Here is an 18884-nt window from a genome sequence, read left to right as displayed (position 1 = left end):
TGTGGCCTTGGGCGTGACCATGGTGGTCGATCTGGAAAACTGACATCTTGTGGATGGTTACCTCGGCGTCATCGTGATCGTGGCCGTCGTCGCCCTGCTGGCGGCCGGCGGTCTCTTCCTGCTGTTCAGGCCGGGTCGCAAGGCGGCCCCGCCGGTCAAGCCGCCAGAGGCCCCCGTGCTTCCCGAGGAGGAGAAGCGGCCCGCCGGAGCGGGCGAGGAGGCCGAGGGCGCGACCACCACGCTGCCGCCTCCGCCGGTCAAGCCCGCCGAGCCGATGGTCGTCGAGCCCGAGGTCGAGGTTCCGCCGCCGTCCGCGGGCCGGATGGTGCGGCTGCGCTCGCGGCTGGCCCGCTCGCAGAACGCGCTCGGGCGCGGGCTGCTGGAGCTGCTGTCCCGCGACCGTCTCGACGACGAGGTGTGGGACGAGATCGAGGAGAGCCTGATCACCGCCGACGTGGGCGTCGCGCCGACCCGCGTCATGGTGGAGGAGCTGCGCACCAAGGTGAAGGTGCTGGGCAGCCGCACCCAGCAGGAAGTGCGCGGCCTGCTCAAGGAGCAGCTCCTGGCCCAGGTCAACCCCGACCTCGACCGTACGCTGCACGTGCAGAAGCACGGTGAGCGGCCCGCGGTGGTCCTCGTCGTGGGCGTGAACGGCACCGGCAAGACCACCACCACGGGCAAGCTGGCCCGCTCCCTGATCGGCGACGGCAAGAAGGTGGTGCTCGGCGCGGCCGACACCTTCCGCGCCGCCGCGGCCGACCAGCTCCAGACGTGGGGCGAGCGGGTGGGCGCCGACACGGTGCGCGGGCCCGAGGGCGGCGACCCGGCGTCCGTGGCGTTCGACGCGGTGGCCAAGGGCATCGAGGAGAAGGTCGACACCGTCATCGTCGACACCGCCGGCCGGCTGCACACCAAGACCGGGCTCATGGACGAGCTGGGCAAGGTCAAGCGGGTCATCGAGAAGAAGGCCACGGTCGACGAGGTGCTGCTGGTCCTCGACGCCACCACCGGGCAGAACGGCATGCGGCAGGCGCAGGTGTTCGCCGAGGTGGTCAACATCACCGGCATCGCGCTGACCAAGCTGGACGGCACCGCGAAGGGCGGCATCGTCATCTCGGTGCAGCGGGAGCTGGGGGTGCCGGTGAAGCTGGTGGGGCTGGGAGAGGGGCCGGACGATCTGGCGCCGTTCGATCCTGAGGTGTTCGTGGACGCGATCCTCGGCGAGTAGAAGCTTTTGGGCGCGCACAAAATTCGGGTGAAAGAGGCCTTACCAGATGAAACCTTGATCGATGACTTTTCCATGTGTTGACATGTATCGGTCATTGATCGTTCGGTCCCCGTTGGAACGTGGAAGGCCCGCACATGAAGAAGATCGTCGTGCACAAGCCCGGCACCGTGAAGCCGACCGCCGGAGCAGCACCGAGGCACAACGCCTAGCTCGCCGAGTTCCGTACGGGCACGTGCCTGGCGAGGGCCGCGGTGGCGGCACGTGCGGAAACGGGACTGGCCCGCAGGCCGGCGTTCCACGATGGTGCGTCGGCCCCGCCGGATCACAACGCCTGGGCCGGGTGCGGGGGCAAGGCAGAGGCTCGCACCGCGCGGGTTGACGGCGCAGGGGAACGGGAGGCTCGCTCCGCGCGGGGTGACGGCGCGGGGGAACGGCAGGCTCGCTCCGCGCGGGGTGACGGCGCCGGGGCGGGCGAGCCAGAATGGTGTGCGCGCTGTGGGGAGAGGGGCCGCGTGGACACGATCTTCATCGACGCGGATCGCCGGATCGGCGGGCCGTACACGCTGGCCGCGGCGCTGCTCGGGCACCTGGTTCCCGATGAGCTGGGACGCCGGCCCGAGCTGGTCGCCGCGCACGACATCGAGATCAGGACGGCGGCGCCGGGGCTGCGTGACATGGTGCCCGCCCGGCGGCGATCGCTGGCCGACGACCTGCCCAGGGAACAGCGGGTGCTGGTGCCCGGCGCCCGCCGCAGCCTGCGGATCGCGAACGGGCTGGCGGAGTTCGTCCGCGACAGCCTGAGCGGCTCGGGGCCGCTCACCGTGCGCGTGGCGAACCTCGGCGAGGCCGACCACACCGACGCGGAGCTGGTGGCCGTGCTGCGGCGCCGGGTCGATCCCGGCCTGCTGACCATCGAGGAGGGGCCGTCCCGCCAGAGCGCGGGGCCGCTGCCCGGCGACTTCGACCGCTACCGCGACGAGGGCTTCCACCACGCCATGGCCGAGTCGGGCCTGGAGGTGCTGCGCGGGCTGGCGTTCGAGGACGATCCCGAGCGCTGGCAGCGGCTGCTGCAGCGGGTGGCCGCGTCGCTGGAGGCCATCGGGCGCGAGGACGAGGCCCGCGAGCTGTACGACCGCGCCAGGCGGCTGAGCACCGACCCCAAGCACCGCGCCACCGCGGCCTACGCCACCGCCATGATCCTCGTCCGCCACCACGACGCCGCCCTGCGCGACCCGGAGCAGGCGCTGGCCTGGATCAACGAGGCGGTCACGATCACCTCGCTGCTGCCCGACCCGCGCGAGCGCGCCTTCCACCTGGGGTTCGACCTCAACGGCAAGGCCCTGGTCGAGCTGCGCAGGGGCCGCCGCGACGCCGCCATGGAGCTGGTGGGGCAGGCCATCGAGCTGGCCGAGACGCATCTGGCGCGGGAGCACCCCATCCATCGGCTCGTCCTCCACGCCAACCGGGCCCAGCTCCTGGCCGTGGCCGGGCTGCGGGAGGCGGCGCTGGCCGACTACACGCGGGCCATCGAGGCCGACCCCGGCTACCCCGACTACTACCTCGACCGGGGCAACCTGCTGCACGAGCTGGGCCGCGACGAGGAGGCGCTGGCCGACTACGAGGCGGTCATGCGGCTCAGCCCGCCCTTCCCCGAGGCGTACTACAACCGGTCGGAGGTGCGTTACGCCGCCGGCGACCTGGAGGGGGCGCACGCCGACCTGGACCACACGCTGGAGCTGGACCCGGAGTTCGCCCCCGCGTACGTGAACCGCTGCGGGCTGCACGTGGCGGCGGGCGACTACCTGAGCGCCAGGCGGGACGTGGAGCGCGGCCTGGCGCTGGTGCCGGGCGACTCCTACCTGCTGTGCGTGCTGGGGCAGGTGGAGCTGGCCGAGGAGCGTTACCCGGAGGCTCGCATGGCCTTCGACCAGGCGCTGGAGCTGGACCCCGAGCTGGTGGCGGCCTGGGCGGGGCGGGCGGAGCTGGCGTTCGAGCGGGGCGACCACGAGGCGGCGCTGGCCGACCTGACGCAGGCGCTGAAGCTGGCGGAGACGGCCGAGCTGCTGTACAACCGGTCGCTGGTGTACCGGGCGGTGGGGCTGGAGGCGCAGGAGCGCGAGGATCTGCTGAGGGCCGCCGAGCTGGCTCCCGAGGACGAGGACGTCCAGCGGGCCCTGCACCGGCCGCCCCAGGGCAAGCCGCTGTTCAGTCCGCGCGACGGCGGCCCCCTGACCTAGCCCGGCACAAGAACTTCCTGGCCTGGCGCGGGACGAAAGCCTCCTGGGCTAGTTGTCCTTGCGGTGGGCGAGGGGGCCGATCGGGACGACCAGCGGCGTCCCGGCCACCGGGTCGGCGATGACCTTGGCGTCCAGCTCGAACACCTCCCGCAGCAGGTCCTCCGTCAGCACCTCGTGCGGGGTGCCGGACGCGATCACCCGGCCGGCGCGCATGGCGACCAGGCGGTCGGCGTAGCGGGCGGCCAGGTTGAGGTCGTGCAGGACCATGACCACCGTGCGCCCGGCCTCCTCGTGCAGGTGCCGGACCAGCTCCAGCACCTCCACCTGATGCGCCAGGTCCAGGAACGTGGTCGGCTCGTCGAGGAGCAGCAGGTCCGTGCCCTGGGCCAGCGCCATGGAGATCCACGCCCGCTGCCGCTGCCCGCCCGACAGCTCCTCCAGCGGCCGTTCCGCCAGGTCGGCCAGGCCCGTCATGTCGAGGGCCGCCGCGACCGCGCCCTCGTCGTCGGAGGACCACTGCCGGTACCACGTCTGGTGCGGATGCCGCCCGCGCGCCACCAGGTCGGCCACGGTCAGGCCCTCGGGGGCGGAGGGCGCCTGCGGGAGCACGCCGAGGACCTTGGCGACCTCGCGGGTGGGGATCCGGTCGATGCGCTTGCCGTCCAGCAGCACCTCACCGCCCTGCGGCTTGAGCAGCCTGCCGAGCGCGCGCAGCAGCGTGGATTTGCCGCAGCCGTTCGGGCCGATGATGGTGGTCACCGTGCCGGCCTCGATGCCGAGGTCGAGGCCGTCCACGATGACGCGGTCGCCGTACCCGAGCTTGACGCCGGCGGCCTGCAGTCTCACTTTCGCGACCTCCAGATCAGGTGGATCAGGTACGGGGCGCCCAGCACGGCGGTGACGATGCCGACGGGCAGCTCGATGGGGGAGAACACGGTCCTGGCGATCAGGTCGGCGGCCGTGGTGAGGACGGCGCCGACGACCGCCGAGCAGAGCAGCGGCGGCCGGTCCGAGCGGACCAGGCGCAGCGCGATCTGCGGCGAGGCCAGGGCGACGAACGCGATCGGCCCGGCCGAGGCGGTGGCCACGGCGGCCAGCAGCACGGCGGCTAGGATGAGCAGGGCGCGCGCCAGGTTCACGCGGACGCCGAGCCCGGTGACTGTGTCGTCGCCGAAGCGCAGGGCGTCGAGGGAGCGGGTGCCGAGCAGGGTCAGCGGCACCAGCACGGCCAGGGCCAGCGCCGTGGGCGTCACGTGCTCCCAGCCGCGCCCGTTGAGCGAGCCGCTGATCCAGACCATGGCGCGGGCGGTGTCGTTGACGTCGCCGACGGTCAGCAGCCAGAACTTGACGTTGGTGAACACGGCGGCCACGCCGATGCCGACCAGCACCAGGCGGTAGCCGTCCAGGCCGCGCCGCCACGCCAGGCCGTACACGATGGCGGCGCCGAGCAGGCCGCCGAGCAGGGCGAGCAGCGGGACGCCGAGGGTGGCCAGCAGGCCGGTGACGGTGCCGTACGCGGTGCCGCCCGCCACGAGGCCGGCGACCACGGTGACGGAGGCGCCGGTGGTGACGCCGAGGATCTCGGGGCTGGCCAGCGGGTTGCGGGCGATCGACTGGATGATCGCGCCCGACAGCGCGAGCGCGGCCCCGACCAGGGCGCCGGTGAGCGCGCGGGGCAGGCGCAGCTCCATGATGACGAAGTGGGCGGCGCTGTTGACGTCGAAGGTGCCGGAGATCACCTCGGGGAGCGTCAGCCCGATGTCGCCGATGCGCATGTTCAGCGTCATGAGCAGGGCGAGCAGGACGAGTCCCGTCAGGGTGAGCGTGACACCGCGTGGCCGTACCCGCCAGGACACGGCGTGGATCCGTAGGGTCGTCACAGGCGTACGGGCTTTCTGCGGCGGACCAGGGCGACGAAGAAGGGGGCGCCGAGCAGCGCGAGCACCACGCCTACCTCCAGCTCGCCCGGCGGGGCGACGACGCGGCCGACGACGTCGGCGATCAGCAGCAGCGCCGCGCCGATCAGCCCGGAGAACGGCAGCAGCCACCGGTGGTCGGTGCCCGACAGGGGGCGGGCCAGGTGCGGCACGATGAGCCCGACGAACGCGAGCGAGCCGCAGGCGGCGACGGCCGCGCCGGACAGCAGCGTGACGGCGGCCACGCCGACGGCCCTGGTCCTGGAGACGTTCTGGCCGAGGCCGCGGGCCACGTCCTCGCCGAGGGAGAGCGCGTTCAGGCCGGGTGCGTTCACCAGCGCGAGCACCAGCCCGGCCAGGACGAACGGGAGCACCTGCCAGGCCACGTCGCCGCCCCTGGAGGCGATCGAGCCGGCCTGCCAGAAGCGGAAGACGTCCATCGCCTGCTCGTCCAGCAGCACGACGGTCGAGGTCAGGGCGTGGAGCAGGGCGCTGACGGCGGTGCCCGCGAGCGCCAGGGTGACCGGGGTGGGGCTGCCCTTCCCGCCGGTCATGCCCAGCGCGAACACGGCCACGCTGGCGATCAGCGCGCCCGCCAGGCCGTACCAGATGTAGGTCAGCAGGCTGGAGGCGCCGAGCAGGACGATCGAGGACACCATCGCGAACGCCGCTCCCTGCGTGACGCCGAGCAGGCCCGGGTCGGCGAGCGGGTTGCGCGTGTGGCCCTGCATGAGCGCGCCGGCCACGCCTAACGCGACCCCGGCCAGGACCCCGAGCGCGGTCCTGGGCAGGCGCAGGGAGCGGATGACGATGTCGTTCTCGGTGCCGGTCGGGGCGGTGAGCGCGTGCCAGGCGTCGGCGAGCGGCACGGACTTGGAGCCGATCGTGATGCTCAGCACCACCGCGACCGCCACGGAGGCGAGCAGGGCGAGCAGGACGGTGACGCGGCGCCGGCGGAGGCCGTGGAGGCGGGGGGCGACGGCGACTGCGCTCACCCAGGTCCTCCTCAGCTCTCACATGTTCCGCTGAAGTATGACAGCTTAGGCTCGCCTTACCTAATTCGGAGGCAGGAAAGTGCGCAGGTCCGCCAGGTGGGGATCGACGTCCAGGCCCTGGTCCGCCAGCCAGCGCGGGCTGCCGTAGGTGCCCTTGTACCGGTCGCCGCTGTCGCACACCAGGGTCACGATGCTGCCGTGCTCGCCCGCCTCGCGCATCTCCTGGATGAGGTCCACGCAGGCCGCCATGTTCGTGCCCGTGGAGCCGCCGACGTCCAGGCCGGTCACCTCGCTGGTCCAGTGCATGGCGGCGATCGAGCGGGCGTCCGGGACGGCGATCATGCGGTCGATGACCGTGGGCTGGAAGGAGGGCTCCACGCGGGGGCGGCCGATGCCCTCGATGCGCGAGCCCGGCGCGGTGACGGAGTAGTCGCCGGAGTCCCAGCCCGGGTAGAAGGCCGAGCCCTCCGGGTCCACGACGGCCAGGCGGGTGGCGTGGCGGCGGTAGCGGATGTAGCGGCCGATGGTGGAGGAAGTGCCGCCGGTGCCCGCGCCCACCACGATCCAGGCCGGTTCGGGATGGGGCTCCAGGGAGAGCTGGGAGAAGATGGACTCGGCGATGTTGTTGTTGCCGCGCCAGTCGGTGGCCCGCTCGGCGTAGGTGAACTGGTCCATGAAGTGGCCGCCGGTCTCGTCGGCCAGGCGGTGCGACTCGTCGTAGATGGCGCCGGGGTCGTCGACCAGGTGACACTTGCCGCCGTAGAACTCGATCAGGTGGATCTTCTCCGGCGACGTGGCCGCCGGCATGACCGCGATGAACGGCAGGCCGAGCAGGCGGGCGAAGTACGCCTCGCTGACGGCCGTGGAGCCGCTGGAGGCCTCCACGATCGTCGTGGACGGCCCGATCCAGCCGTTGGCCAGGCCGTACAGGAACAAGGACCGGGCGAGGCGGTGTTTGAGTGAACCTGTGGGGTGCACCGACTCGTCTTTCAAGTAGAGGTTTACTCCCCAATGCGAGGGCAGCGGAAAGACGTGCAGATGTGTGTCGCAACTTCGGTTGGCGTCGGCCTCGACCTTGCGTATGGCCTCCGCCACCCAGCGGCGTGTACCCGAATGGTGCCGGTCCACGAATCTCATCCTCATACGCTATCCCATGTGACTCTCGCCACTATTCCTGCAAAATTGGGTGGGTAGTGTTATGATAATGAGACTTGTCCGGCCGTGGACGTGACCACGCACGCCGCGAGCAGATGGACGATCAACCCCTTCTGACCAAGGCGAGTTCCCTAACGCGTCCCTTAACTGGGACTTGCGAAGATGGAGACGCTGTCAGGCGGCTTGTGCCGAAACGGGGGATAGCGCAAGGGGGAAATGAATTGATCACTATGACCGATGAGCAGCGTCAGGACTGGTTCGAGCGCGATGTCGTGCCCGTGACGTCGCAGCTTTTCGCTTCCGCCATGCGCCTGACCCGTAACACAGCCGACGCCGAGGACCTGGTGCAGGAGACGGTGGCCAAGGCCTACACGTCCTACCACCAGTTCCGCGAGGGCACCAATCTCAAGGCGTGGCTCCACCGGATCCTCACCAACAACTTCATCAACGACTACCGCAAGAAGCAGCGCTCGCCGAAGCTGTCCGCCGCCGAGGACATCGAGGACTGGCAGTTGCACGCCGCCGAGTCGCACAGCTCGACCGGCCTGCGGTCGGCCGAGACCGAGGCGCTCGACCGGTTGCCCGACAGCGTCGTGATGAACGCGCTCCGCTCCCTGCCCGAGGACTTCCGCGAGGCCGTCTACCTGGCCGACGTCGAGGGGTTCGCGTACAAGGAGATCGCCGAGCGCATGGGCACGCCGATCGGCACCGTGATGTCGCGGCTGCACCGTGGCCGCCGCCAGCTCCGGGGGATGCTGGAGGAGTACGCCCGCGAGGAGGGCGCCGTGCGCCTGCCCGCCCAGCGCGCCGCCTAGCCTGCCCGGCCTGCCGCTCAGGAGCTCATGCTCAGGTGCAGGCGGACGCGTAGCAGACCGTCCTCCGCACGCAACTCCACCAGGTCACAGAGCTGCCTGCTGATCCAGAGCCCGTATCCCCGTGGGGATTCGGGCTCTGGTGGTATGTAGCCGGGTAACGGGTCGTCGAGCGCCCCTCCTGGGTCGGCGATCTCGCAGACCAGCTCGCCGTCGCCGACCCACATCGTGATCGTGCCGTACCCGGCCCCGTGCTCGACGCTGTTCGCGGCGATCTCCGACGCGCTGATCACCAGCGAGGTGATGAGGTTGCGGTCCATGCCGGCCGTCCTGGCGTAGTCGCCGACGTGTCGGCGCAGCCGCTTCAGCTCCCTGGCGGTGAAGCGGAAGGTGCCGGCGTCGCCCGGCGGGTCGGTCAGCGGGGCCGTGTCGTCGTGCAGGACCAGCTCGTGCGGCTCGACGAATCTGCTGCTGCTCGTCTCGCCGTCGGAGCCGAGCAGCACCGGGTGGTTGACCGGGCCGTAGTGGAGCACGCTGTCGGGGACGCGGCGCAGGTCGTACAGGCAGAGCATGATGACCGCCGTCGCGCGCAGCGCGGCGTTGATCACGGACTCGCAGCGGATGAGCTCCCTGACCTGGCGCCGGCTCCTGCCCGCCCAGCTCGGCTCGCCGATCACGAAGGTGCGCCTGCCCCGGGTGTACTCGTGGTAGGCGGCCAGCATCCGGTACGGGTGCTCGTACCAGGCGGCGGGCGGCCGGCTGTCGATGCGCTCGGCGTCACGCCCGAGCGCCTCGCGCAACTGGGCCAGCTTGGCCGGGCCGGTGATCACCAGCACCCGCCTGCCCTCGTCCAGGGCGGCGCGCACGCGCGGCGCGGTCAGCCCCAGAAAGGACTCATCCGAGTCGTACGGCACAGCCACGTGCTTCAACGACTCGCCATCGGAAGGTGGTGCCCGCTCAGGGCGCACGGGCGAAACGTAGCAAGCGCTAGAGGTGCTGCGCAACGGCTATGAGCGCCACTGCGGCGAGTGCGCATACCACGCCGGCCACCTGTACGGCCCGCAGCCGCTCCCCGAGCACGCGGTTGGCCAGCAGCAGGGTGCTGGCGGGGTAGAGCGAGACCAGCACGGCGACCAGGCTGAGCAGGCCGTCACGCTGGGCCAGGAGGTAGAGCACGTTGGCAGCCATGTCGAGCACGCCGGCGGCGAAGATGACGGGCAGCGCGCCGGGGCCGGCCTTGAGCGCGCGCCGGGTGAGCAGCGCCAGCAGCGCCACGGCGGTCACCGACGACAGTCGCGCGCCGACCAGCGGCCACAGGCCCGCGTCGTGCGGCGCCATGGCGAGCAGGATGAAGAAGCCGCCGAACCCGGCGCCCGCCGCCAGCGCGGTCAGCACCGAGGACAGCGAGCCGTGGCCGCCGCCGGCGGAGTCCTGGCTGACCAGCAGCACCGAGCCGAGCGCCAGCACCACGCCCACCAGCGCCCAGACCTGCGGCCGGTCGCCCGTCGCCAGCCCGAACACGACGGGCAGCGCGGCCGAGGTGACGGCGGTCGTCGGCGCCACCACCGACATGACGCCGGTGGCCAGCGACCGGTAGAACAGCACCATTCCCGCCGCTCCTGACAGCCCGGCGGCCAGGCCCCAGGACAGCGCCGTGCCGCTGTACGCGCCGGGCAGCAGCGGCAGCAGCGCGAGGATGAAGGCCAGGCCGGCGAGCTGGGAGAGCACGACGACGGAGAAGACCTGGGTGCGTCGGGTGGCCAGGCCGCCGAAGAAGTCCGCCGTGCCGTACACGATCGCGCAGGCGGTCGCCAGGATCACCGTCACCGTGAGCCTCCCTTGGTTCAATGGAGTGCACTGTCAGTACAACACAAAGAGTACATTTCACTGCAAATCCTTTTCACTAGACTGCACTGCCATGGAAGACCCGGAGCTGATCACCCAGGCCATCGCGAACAACGTCCGCGCCCAGCGCGCGCACCGCGGGCTGACGCTCGACGCGCTGGCCGCCAGGTCGGGCGTGAGCAGAGGCATGCTGGTGCAGGTCGAGCAGGGGCGCACCAACCCCAGCGTCTCCACGCTGACCCGGATCGCCTCCGCGCTGGGCGTCACCGTGGCCCGGCTGGTCGAGGTGGCCGACGTGCCGATGGTGCGGGTGGTGGACAAGGCGGACGTCGTCGCGTTCCGTCAGGGCGGCTCGGAGGCGCGGCTGCTGGTGGGCGCCGACATGCCGATGATCCTCGAACTGTGGGACTGGCGGCTGCCGCCCGGCGAGCACCACGACGGCGACGCCCACCCGGCGGGCACCCGGGAGATGCTCACGGTGCTGGAGGGGGAGCTGTCGCTGACGGTGTACGGGAAGACTCACGTGATAGGGAAAGATGATGCCGTGCTCTTCACCGCCGACCGCCCCCACCGTTACGAGAACCGGGGCGAGACGGAGCTGAGGTTCGTGATGGTGGTCGCCGAGCCCCGCGAGCCCCATGACTCCCGCTATCCTCTGGACTCGCAGGACTCGCGTGACGAATAAGCGCGAAAGCCCCCCGGCTCACCCCCCGGAGTTTCATGATTACTCCATGTCTTGGACGGCTGATGCCCGTTGCTGGGTACATCCCTTGTATGCGGTGAACGCCTTCGGCGATCACCGCATGGCTTCCGAACGTCGGCAGGGGGTGGCGTGTGAGTGAGGCCCGAGCGGCAACCGAGAAGCTCCACGCGGAGCTGCACGGTCTCGGCGTCACCAGCGCCTATGAGCTGGGCGATGACGAGACCGTCTCGGTGTGGATCGGCCTGGTCGTCCGCTACAGGGATGGTTTTTACCGGTGGCAGGAAGGGCCGGTGAAACGTCGGCATCTGGGTACGGATCCGGTCGGATGTGCCATGCGCGTGGCGCGCCGCTACCAGGAATTGCAGGCGGATGTCCCACTCTGGTGGGATGACCTGGCCAGGGAGCTGCGGGGGGCACCGGTCCAGGATTATCCGTAGGCCCCCGCATGCGGCGTTTCGGGGGGAAGCATGCGCGTATGGGCCCTGCCGCTGGCCCTTGTCGCCCTGGTGAGCTGCGTGACGCAGTCGGTGCCGCGTCGTCAGCCGCAGACCAGGGTGCAGACCATGCCGTCGAGACCGGTCGTCGTCGATCCCGCGGTGCTCGCCAAGCGGCTGCGCTCGATGCAGCCGGGCTGGCCGGCCAGCCGTAAGTTCGACTGCGCCCGGCTCAAGTGCGTGGCCCTGACCTTCGACGACGGGCCGGGCGAGCACACCGTCCGGCTGCTCGACCTGCTGCGGCAGCGCGGCGTGCGGGCCACGTTCTTCGTCATCGGGCAGATGGTGGCCGCCGACAAGGGCGGCCTGACCACCCGCCGCATCGTGGACGACGGCCACGAGATCGGCAACCACTCGTGGAGCCACCCGCCGCTGGCCGAGCTGCCGAACGAGGCGGTGAAGAAGGAGCTCAAGCACACCGAGAACATCGTGCAGCGGCTCACCGGGGTGCGGATGCGGGTGATGCGGCCGCCGTACGGGTCCACTGACGACGATGTCGCGGCGGAGACCCGCCGCGAGGGGCTCGCCCAGATCCTGTGGAACGTCGACACCCTCGACTGGCAGGACCGGGTCGCCACCACCGTGGCCAAGCGGGCGGGCGCCGCGCAACCCGGCTCGATCGTGCTGCTGCACGACATCCACCGCAGCACGGTGGACGCCGTCCCGGCGATGCTCGACACGCTCGTCAGGAAGGGGTACACGTTCGTCACCGTGTCGGAGCTGTACGGCAGGACGCCCGCGCCGGGCCGGACCTACACCGCGCGCTGACCTGTCGGTGGCGCGTGGCACTCTGGACGGCATGGGTTTCAGCGGCTTTCCCGACGAGGCGTTCCTCTTCTACGAAGGGCTCGAGGCGGACAACTCCAAGACCTACTTCGCCCAGCACAAGCACCTCTACGAGGAGGCGGTGCGGGCGCCCATGCTGGCGCTCACCGACGAGCTGGCCGCCGAGTTCGGGCCCGCCCACCTCTTCCGGCCCTACCGCGACGTGCGCTTCGCCAAGGACAAGACGCCCTACAAGACGCACCAGGGCGCGTTCGTCGAGGTCATGCCCGCGATCGGGCTTTACGTGGAGATCAGCGCCGAGGGGCTGTCCACCGCGGGCGGCGTCTACTCCACCGCCGCCGACCAGGTGGCCCGCTACCGCGCGGCCGTGGACGAGGACCTGTCGGGCAAGCCGCTGGAGTCCATCACGGGCGCGCTGACCGGCGAGGGGTACGAGCTGCGCGGCGACCGGCTGAAGACGCGGCCCCGGGGGTTCCAGGAGGACCATCCGCGCATCGAGCTGCTGCGGCACAGGTCGCTCTACGCGGGGATGCGGTTCGAACCGCAGGAGTGGGTGCACACGGCGCAGGTGCGCGAGCGGGTGGAGCGCACCTGGCGGGCGTACGGGCCACTGGTGGAGTGGCTGTGCGCGCACGTACGGGGGAGTGAGCTGCCCCGGCGGTAGCCGTCAGCGCGGGGTCTGGATCGTCACGATCTGATCGCCCTTCAGTATGCGGTCCACGGTCTGCCCGGCGGCCGAGGACGCCGCCGTGGTGCCCGCGGCCAGCACCAGCGCGAGCGTGGGCGCCGCCAGGCTGCGGATGCTGCGCAGGTTGCGCACCCGGGCCCACGGCTCCCCGGCCAGGTGCATGGTGCGCCACTCCCAGAACAGCCCGAGCCCGACGCACACCATCATGACCTGCCCCACCACGATGGCCACGACCTGCACCTTGTCGAAGGCCCCGATGTCCGGCTCGGCGAGCGTGGACAGGTAGCCGGACAGCTCGGTGAGCAGGGCGGCGGCCGTCAGGTGCAGGGCCTTGGTCATCGGCTGGGTGCCGCGCACGCGCGGGTAGAAGTAGCCGAACAGGAAGCCGAAGGCGGGCAGCGTGATGAGGTAGCGCCCGTCGAAGACGAAGCTGGTCAGGTCCACCCCCTCGGGCCAGCCGTAGACGAGGGCGAAGGGCAGGCTCAGCAGCAGGCTGACGGTGAAGGCGTGCACGCCGTTGTACCAGGGCGTGCAGCCGGAGGAGGTGGCGAAGGCGGTCTCGGGGTGGCGGCCGTGCCGGTTCATGGCCGCTTCGAGGGTGTTGCGCTGCTGGTCGAAGTCGGCCATGGTCAGCTCGCCCGCGCCGATCCTGGCCCGTCCGATCCGGTAGAGCTCCTGCTCGGAGACCAGCAGCAGCCGCTTGTGCAGGGCGGCCCTGACCAGGGCGCGGTGCTCCTCCAGGTCCATCGGCTCGGGGATGGCCACGCGCGGGCCTGTGAGCAGCCACTGGGCGCTTCCCCAGGCCACCAGGGAGGTGATGGCCAGCAGGGGCAGCGGCACGTCGATGTCGGCCAGCGTGGTGCTGCCGCTGGGCGTGATGTAGAGCACCATCAGCACGCAGATCATGGTGGACTCGGCCACCGGGTTGTCCACGGCGGAGAGCTGCCCGCCGAGCCGGCGCAGCCGCAGCACCAGCATCACGAAGCCGAGCAGCAGCAGCCCCAGCACGCCGCGCACGATGGGGGTCAGCTCCAGGCTGCCGATCCGCGGCTCCTCCTGGGGGACGGCCAGGCTCCACGACCCGGCGTCCAGCCACTCGGTGGGCCAGCCCTGCACGAGCAGGCTGATGAGCACGGCGCCCACGACGGCGGAGCGTTTCCACTGCTTGGTCGCCACGGCCATCGCGGCGATCGGGATCAGCGCCCAGCTCAGCGCGAGCACCAGCCGGGTGCTGTCGGGCGGGTACACCCCGCCGGCCAGCGCGCGCAGCCACAGCGCCAGCGCCAGCAGCCCGAGCGCGGCCTCGGCCGACAGGACGGCCAGCCGTACGACGACCGGTCGCACGCCCAGATCCACGCTGAACGCGACGGCCGCGCCCGCCGCCGCGACGGCGGCCACCGCCCCGCCCAGCAGCAGGGCCTGCCCGGACAGCTGGCCGTGCAACCACGACCAGCTCAGCATGCCGAGCCCGACCAGCACGCCCGCGCCGGTGACGATGAGCAGGTCACGGGTGTCCCACGGCGGGCTGATGGGCAGCACCCGGCCGGCGTGCCGCAGCGCGAGGAGGGGCACGGCGATGAACAGGATCACGTACGCGACCGCCGACCAGTCCTCCGCGAACAGGGGGATCAGCAGGGCGGGCGCGGCCAGGGCGAGCCCGACGAACAGCTCCCTGTTGGCCAGCCGGGCCCACCAGCCCGCGCCGAGCGCGCGTACCAGGAAGACGAGCAGCGCGATCGCGGTGAGCACGCCGAGCGCGGTGGCCCAGGAGAAGTCCTCCTCGACGACCACGTCGGGGAAGCCGAAGGAGTCGGGGGCCAGCGTCATGCTGACCGGGTACGCCCCGACGGTGAACCCCAGCCGCTCCTGCTCCTCCTGCTCGGGCGAGATGCCCTCCAGCCGCAGCACGCTCCACTCGCCGGGCAGCACGGTGAAGGTCCTGCCGGTGACGATGAGGGGGAAGGCCTCGGGTTCCTCGAAGTTCAGCTTGAGCAGTTGGTCGGGCCTGAGCTGGCGGAGCACCGTCACCGTGAACTGGGCGGTGGTCCTGTCGCCGGTGGAGGTCAGGACGGGCGCCAGGCGCGTGGTGGGCGCCAGCCCGGGGCCGTCCACCTTGATGGCGCCGAACGCGGCGTCGGTGACCTGCTGGAGCGTGCCGGGGAAGCCGCTGCCCTGGCGCAGCGCCTCGATGAGGGTGTCCCTGCGGGCCAGGTGCAGCCGGTGCTCGATGGTGACCTTGACGTGGCGTTGCCGGGGATCGAGCCGGCCGTCAGGGACGGGTTCCAGGTCGGCCTGGCCCGCCCTGGAGATCATCACCTTGGTCTCGGCCCTGCGGGCCCACTGAACGTCGGCATCGGCGCGGGTGGCCGCGGCCACCCACGGGTTGGGTCCTGCGGTGCCTTTCGGCGGCGCAGGCTCCGCTACCGGTCTGGCTGCAACGGTGCACCAAACGATCGCCCCCAACGACACCAGCGCCAGCCCGAACGCGATTGCCATCCGGAGCTTTCCCACAATTTGGATGATTCTCCGGCATGCGTGATTTGTTATATCTCGCGGGGTTACGGTGTGATTACAGCTGCTCCCATGACAACTTTTCTTTACGGCCTGACCCGGGAGAGTTCATCCATCGCACGTGGCGGAGCCGGGACACTTACTTCCCGCACTTACCGCGAAGCCGCGTTTTGTTCGCGAAAAGCGAGCAAAACGCGGCTTCGATGAAGGTTTTCGTCAGGCGCGCTTGGCGCGGGCGGCGGCGCGGCCACGGGTGGCGGCGTCGAGCACGACCTTGCGGATGCGCACGTTCTCCGGAGTGATCTCCACGCACTCGTCCTCGCGGATGAACTCCAGCGCCTGCTCCAGCGACAGGACGCGCGGCGGAATCACCTTCTCCGTCTCCTCGCTGGTGGAGGAGCGCATGTTGGTGAGCTTCTTCTCCTTGGTGATGTTCACGTCCATGTCATCGGAGCGGGAGTTCTCGCCGATGATCATGCCCTCGTAGACCTCGGTGGTCGGCGAGACGAACAGCGTGCCGCGCTCCTGGAGGTTGAGCATGGCGAACGCGGTCACCGGGCCGGACCGGTCGGCCACCAGCGAGCCGTTGTTGCGGGTGCGCAGCTCACCGAACCACGGCTCGTAGGCGTCGAACACGTGGTGCACCAGGCCGGTGCCGCGCGTCTCGGTGAGGAACTCGGTGCGGAAGCCGATCAGGCCGCGCGCCGGCACCACGAACTCCATCCGGATCCAGCCGGTGCCGTGGTTGGTCATGTGCTCCATGCGGCCCTTGCGCACGGCCAGGAGCTGGGTGACCGCGCCGAGGTACTCCTCCGGGCAGTCGACCGTCAGCCGCTCGACCGGCTCGTGCACCTTGCCGTCGATGACCTTGGTGACCACCTGCGGCTTGCCCACCGTCAGCTCGTAGCCCTCGCGGCGCATCTGCTCCACCAGGATGGCCAGCGCCAGCTCACCGCGGCCCTGCACCTCCCAGGCGTCGGGCCTGTCGGTGGGCAGCACCCGCAGCGAGACGTTGCCGACCAGCTCCTTCTCCAGGCGGTCCTTCACCATGCGGGCGGTCACCTTCGAGCCCTTGACCTTGCCCACCAGGGGCGAGGTGTTGGTGCCGATGGTCATCGAGATCGCCGGCTCGTCGACCGTGATGAGCGGCAGCGGGCGCGGGTCGTCAGGGTCGGCCAGCGTCTCGCCGATCATGATGTCGGGGATGCCGGCGATGGCGATGATGTCGCCGGGCCCGGCCTCCTCGGCGGGCTTGCGCTCCAGCGCCTCCGTCATCAGCAGCTCGGTGATCTTGACGCGCTGGATCGAGCCGTCGGTGCGGCACCAGGCCACCTGCTGGCCCTTGCGCAGCACGCCCTGGTGCACCCGGCACAGCGCGATCCTGCCCAGGTAGGAGGAGGCGTCGAGGTTGGTGACGTGCGCCTGCAGCGGGGCGCTGGGGTCGTAGGTGGGCGCCGGGATCGTCGACTTGATGATGTCGAACAGCGGCTCCAGGTCCTCCGAGTCGGGCATGCCGCCGTCGGCGGGACGCTCCAGGGAGGCCCGGCCGGCCTTCGCCGAGGCGTAGACGATCGGGAAGTCGATCTGCTCCTCGGTGGCGTCGAGGTCCATGAAGAGCTCGTAGACCTCGTCCACGACCTCCTTGATGCGGGCGTCGGGCCGGTCGACCTTGTTGATGCACAGGATGACCGGCATCTTGGCCGCGAACGCCTTGCGCAGCACGAACCGCGTCTGCGGCAGCGGGCCCTCCGAGGCGTCCACCAGCAGCACGACGCCGTCGACCATCGACAGGCCGCGCTCGACCTCGCCGCCGAAGTCGGCGTGGCCGGGGGTGTCGATGATGTTGAGTGTCATGCCGCCGTGCTGGACGGCGGTGTTCTTCGCGAGAATGGTGATGCCCTTCTCGCGCTCCAGGTCATTGGAGTCCATGACGCGGTCGTCGACGTCCTGGTTGGCGCGGAATGCCCCGGACTGCCAGAGCATGGCGTCGACCAGCGTGGTCTTGCCATGGTCGACGTGCGCGATGATCGCGATGTTCCGCAGGTCGTCGCGGCTGTTCAAAGGCATGATGACGTCTCGCTCTGTGTCGTGGGGGCGGCCGCGCGAAGTCGCGACCTCCTAAGTCTAGTTGATCCCCTCTGATGGCAGGAGCGGGACGAGGTGGCGGCGAGCGTACGCGCGGGCGTCGTCATCGTTGAGCAACGGGATCGCGCTGGCGGGCACCAGCACGAACGACAGCGCGATCCGGACGAACGTCTCCGCCACCTCCGCGTCGCCCACGTGCGCCGTGAGATAGTCGCGCGCCATCGCCAGGTACGGGCCCGCCTCCAGCGTCAGCAGCGGCAGGATCGTCTCCGGCTCGGTGGCCAGCAGCCTGCTCAGCAGCCGGTGGCCGCGCACCAGCCGCAAGGTGATCGCGAATCCCTCCGCCACCTGGTCGGCATGCGACGGCAGGGGCGCGAGCGCCTGCTCGAACGCGTGCAGGAAACGCCTCAGCTCGCGGGTGATCACCGCCTGGATGAGGTCGTTCTTGCGGGCGAAGCGCCGGTAGACGGTGATGCGGGCCAGGCCCGCGCGCCGCGCGACGTCGTCCATTGTCAGCTTTCGCAGCCCCTGCTCCAGCATCCCCGCGTAGGCCGCGTCCAAAATGCGGTCTTCCCCCATGGGACAAGCCTCTACATACATAGGGGGTTGCACAATTGTGCGCATGGCAATCTTGGTCCCGGTACCTAGATTGTGCTCATGACCTGGACAGAGCTCGTGATGGCGGCGGCACCGATGCAGGGCGAGCAGCCGGCGGTGAGCGACGTCAGGACCGGCGAGGTGCTGTCCTACACCGCCTTCGTCCGGCGGGTCACCCGTGCCGCCGCCGGGCTGCGGGCGCAGGGCCTGCGCTACGGCGACCACGTGCTCATCAACGTGCCGCTCGGCGCGAACATGCCCGTGGCCGTGCACGCCGTCGCCTGGGCCGGCGGCGTGGCGGTGCTCTCGGCCACCGGCAGCGCCCGCCTGATGATCGCCCAGGACCACTACGACCCCGCCGCCGTGAAAGTGGACCAGGTCTTCGCGTTCCGGCCGACGCCGGGCGCCAGATCGTTCACGGAGCTGCTGACCGCGGGCATGGTCGAGTTCGGGCCGCTGGCCGGGCCCGCGCTCACGCTCGACGGCACGCGCCTGTTCGACAACACCGAGCTGGCGACCGACCTGCGCAGGCTGGCCACCCGGCTGGTGGTCGGCAAGGACGACGTCGTCATCAGCGCGGTGAGCGAGCCGTTCCGCGGGCTGCGGGTGATCGATTTAGCGATGACGGCCGGTGCCCATGTCGTGGTCGCCCACGAACCGAGCCTCGTCGGCTGCCGCGTGCTGGCCCAGGAGCGGCGCGCCACCATGGTCGTGGCGCCGTACGACCTGGCCAGGAGGCTGCTCGGCGACCCCATCCTGCGTGTCGTGGACGAAAGGGCGGTCGTGAGCTCGCTTGGCCTGTGAAAAGTGCGACACTGTGGGAGAGTGTGAT

At 70.7% G+C, this 18884-nt stretch carries 17 protein-coding genes; 8 read left to right on the top strand and 9 right to left on the bottom strand.

The window, feature by feature from the left end:
* Positions 1 to 49 precede the first annotated feature (49 nt).
* Positions 50 to 1228, top strand: coding sequence for a signal recognition particle-docking protein FtsY (gene ftsY / locus FXF51_RS23585; protein ID WP_148436804.1), 1179 nt, complete (start codon positions 50 to 52; stop codon positions 1226 to 1228).
* 512 nt (positions 1229 to 1740) lie between these two features.
* Complete coding sequence (locus FXF51_RS23580; RefSeq protein ID WP_148436802.1) at positions 1741 to 3465, top strand: tetratricopeptide repeat protein; 1725 nt, start codon at positions 1741 to 1743, stop codon at positions 3463 to 3465.
* 48 nt (positions 3466 to 3513) lie between these two features.
* Here FXF51_RS23580 and FXF51_RS23575 read toward each other — a convergent pair whose 3' ends face one another.
* Genes FXF51_RS23575 through FXF51_RS23560 form a run of 4 tightly spaced genes read right to left on the bottom strand, consistent with a single transcriptional unit; the run spans position 3514 to position 7513 of the window.
* Positions 3514 to 4311, bottom strand: a complete 798-nt coding sequence (locus FXF51_RS23575; RefSeq protein ID WP_187414538.1) for an ABC transporter ATP-binding protein — start codon at positions 4309 to 4311, stop codon at positions 3514 to 3516.
* Positions 4308 to 5345, bottom strand: a complete 1038-nt coding sequence (locus FXF51_RS23570) for a FecCD family ABC transporter permease (protein ID WP_262379785.1) — start codon at positions 5343 to 5345, stop codon at positions 4308 to 4310. Before FXF51_RS23570 ends, FXF51_RS23575 begins: the two co-directional genes overlap by 4 nt.
* Positions 5342 to 6376: a FecCD family ABC transporter permease gene (locus FXF51_RS23565; RefSeq protein WP_148436800.1), complete on the bottom strand. Its 1035-nt coding sequence runs from the start codon at positions 6374 to 6376 to the stop codon at positions 5342 to 5344. Before FXF51_RS23565 ends, FXF51_RS23570 begins: the two co-directional genes overlap by 4 nt.
* Before the next feature lie 60 nt (positions 6377 to 6436).
* Positions 6437 to 7513 (bottom strand): PLP-dependent cysteine synthase family protein, encoded by a 1077-nt coding sequence (locus FXF51_RS23560; protein ID WP_148436798.1) that lies wholly within the window; start codon positions 7511 to 7513, stop codon positions 6437 to 6439.
* A 248-nt stretch (positions 7514 to 7761) separates the two neighbouring features.
* Here FXF51_RS23560 and FXF51_RS23555 point away from each other — a divergent pair, with 248 nt between their 5' ends.
* Positions 7762 to 8346, top strand: a complete 585-nt coding sequence (locus FXF51_RS23555; protein ID WP_187414537.1) for a sigma-70 family RNA polymerase sigma factor — start codon at positions 7762 to 7764, stop codon at positions 8344 to 8346.
* A gap of 17 nt (positions 8347 to 8363) precedes the next feature.
* Here the strand turns inward: FXF51_RS23555 and FXF51_RS23550 are convergent, their stop codons facing one another.
* Together FXF51_RS23550 and FXF51_RS23545 are read right to left on the bottom strand one after the other, a co-directional pair.
* Positions 8364 to 9263, bottom strand: coding sequence for a sensor histidine kinase (locus FXF51_RS23550; protein ID WP_262379808.1), 900 nt, complete (start codon positions 9261 to 9263; stop codon positions 8364 to 8366).
* 67 nt (positions 9264 to 9330) lie between these two features.
* Positions 9331 to 10170 carry a DMT family transporter gene (locus FXF51_RS23545; RefSeq protein ID WP_148436792.1) on the bottom strand — a complete coding sequence of 280 codons (840 nt, stop codon included), beginning with the start codon at positions 10168 to 10170 and terminating at the stop codon, positions 9331 to 9333.
* A gap of 91 nt (positions 10171 to 10261) precedes the next feature.
* On the opposite strand from FXF51_RS23545, the gene FXF51_RS23540 reads away from it, so the two are divergent.
* From FXF51_RS23540 to FXF51_RS23525, 4 genes are all read left to right on the top strand, one after another.
* Positions 10262 to 10873 (top strand): helix-turn-helix domain-containing protein, encoded by a 612-nt coding sequence (locus FXF51_RS23540; protein WP_148436790.1) that lies wholly within the window; start codon positions 10262 to 10264, stop codon positions 10871 to 10873.
* A gap of 149 nt (positions 10874 to 11022) precedes the next feature.
* Positions 11023 to 11328: a hypothetical protein gene (locus tag FXF51_RS23535; RefSeq protein WP_148436788.1), complete on the top strand. Its 306-nt coding sequence runs from the start codon at positions 11023 to 11025 to the stop codon at positions 11326 to 11328.
* A 30-nt stretch (positions 11329 to 11358) separates the two neighbouring features.
* Positions 11359 to 12153 (top strand): polysaccharide deacetylase family protein, encoded by a 795-nt coding sequence (locus tag FXF51_RS23530; protein ID WP_148436786.1) that lies wholly within the window; start codon positions 11359 to 11361, stop codon positions 12151 to 12153.
* Positions 12154 to 12184: 31 nt separating this feature from the next.
* Complete coding sequence (locus tag FXF51_RS23525; RefSeq protein WP_148436784.1) at positions 12185 to 12835, top strand: DUF2461 domain-containing protein; 651 nt, start codon at positions 12185 to 12187, stop codon at positions 12833 to 12835.
* 3 nt (positions 12836 to 12838) lie between these two features.
* Here the strand turns inward: FXF51_RS23525 and FXF51_RS23520 are convergent, their stop codons facing one another.
* From FXF51_RS23520 to FXF51_RS23510, 3 genes are all read right to left on the bottom strand, one after another.
* Positions 12839 to 15235 (bottom strand): hypothetical protein, encoded by a 2397-nt coding sequence (locus tag FXF51_RS23520; RefSeq protein ID WP_148436782.1) that lies wholly within the window; start codon positions 15233 to 15235, stop codon positions 12839 to 12841.
* 351 nt (positions 15236 to 15586) lie between these two features.
* Positions 15587 to 17437, bottom strand: coding sequence for a translational GTPase TypA (gene typA / locus FXF51_RS23515; RefSeq protein WP_148436780.1), 1851 nt, complete (start codon positions 17435 to 17437; stop codon positions 15587 to 15589).
* A 57-nt stretch (positions 17438 to 17494) separates the two neighbouring features.
* The gene (locus FXF51_RS23510; protein ID WP_222871426.1) at positions 17495 to 18034 is read right to left on the bottom strand and encodes a TetR/AcrR family transcriptional regulator; all 540 of its coding nucleotides are present in this window, start codon (positions 18032 to 18034) and stop codon (positions 17495 to 17497) included.
* A 78-nt stretch (positions 18035 to 18112) separates the two neighbouring features.
* Between FXF51_RS23510 and FXF51_RS23505 the strand changes: the two genes are divergently transcribed.
* The gene (locus tag FXF51_RS23505) at positions 18113 to 18856 is read left to right on the top strand and encodes an AMP-binding protein (protein ID WP_148436776.1); all 744 of its coding nucleotides are present in this window, start codon (positions 18113 to 18115) and stop codon (positions 18854 to 18856) included.
* Positions 18857 to 18884: the final 28 nt, after the last annotated feature.

Origin of the sequence: Nonomuraea sp. PA05, from assembly GCF_008086045.1 — a bacterium.
GTDB classification, from domain to species: Bacteria; Actinomycetota; Actinomycetes; order Streptosporangiales; family Streptosporangiaceae; genus Nonomuraea; species Nonomuraea monospora.
This window is presented reverse-complemented; position numbering and strand designations above follow the sequence as displayed.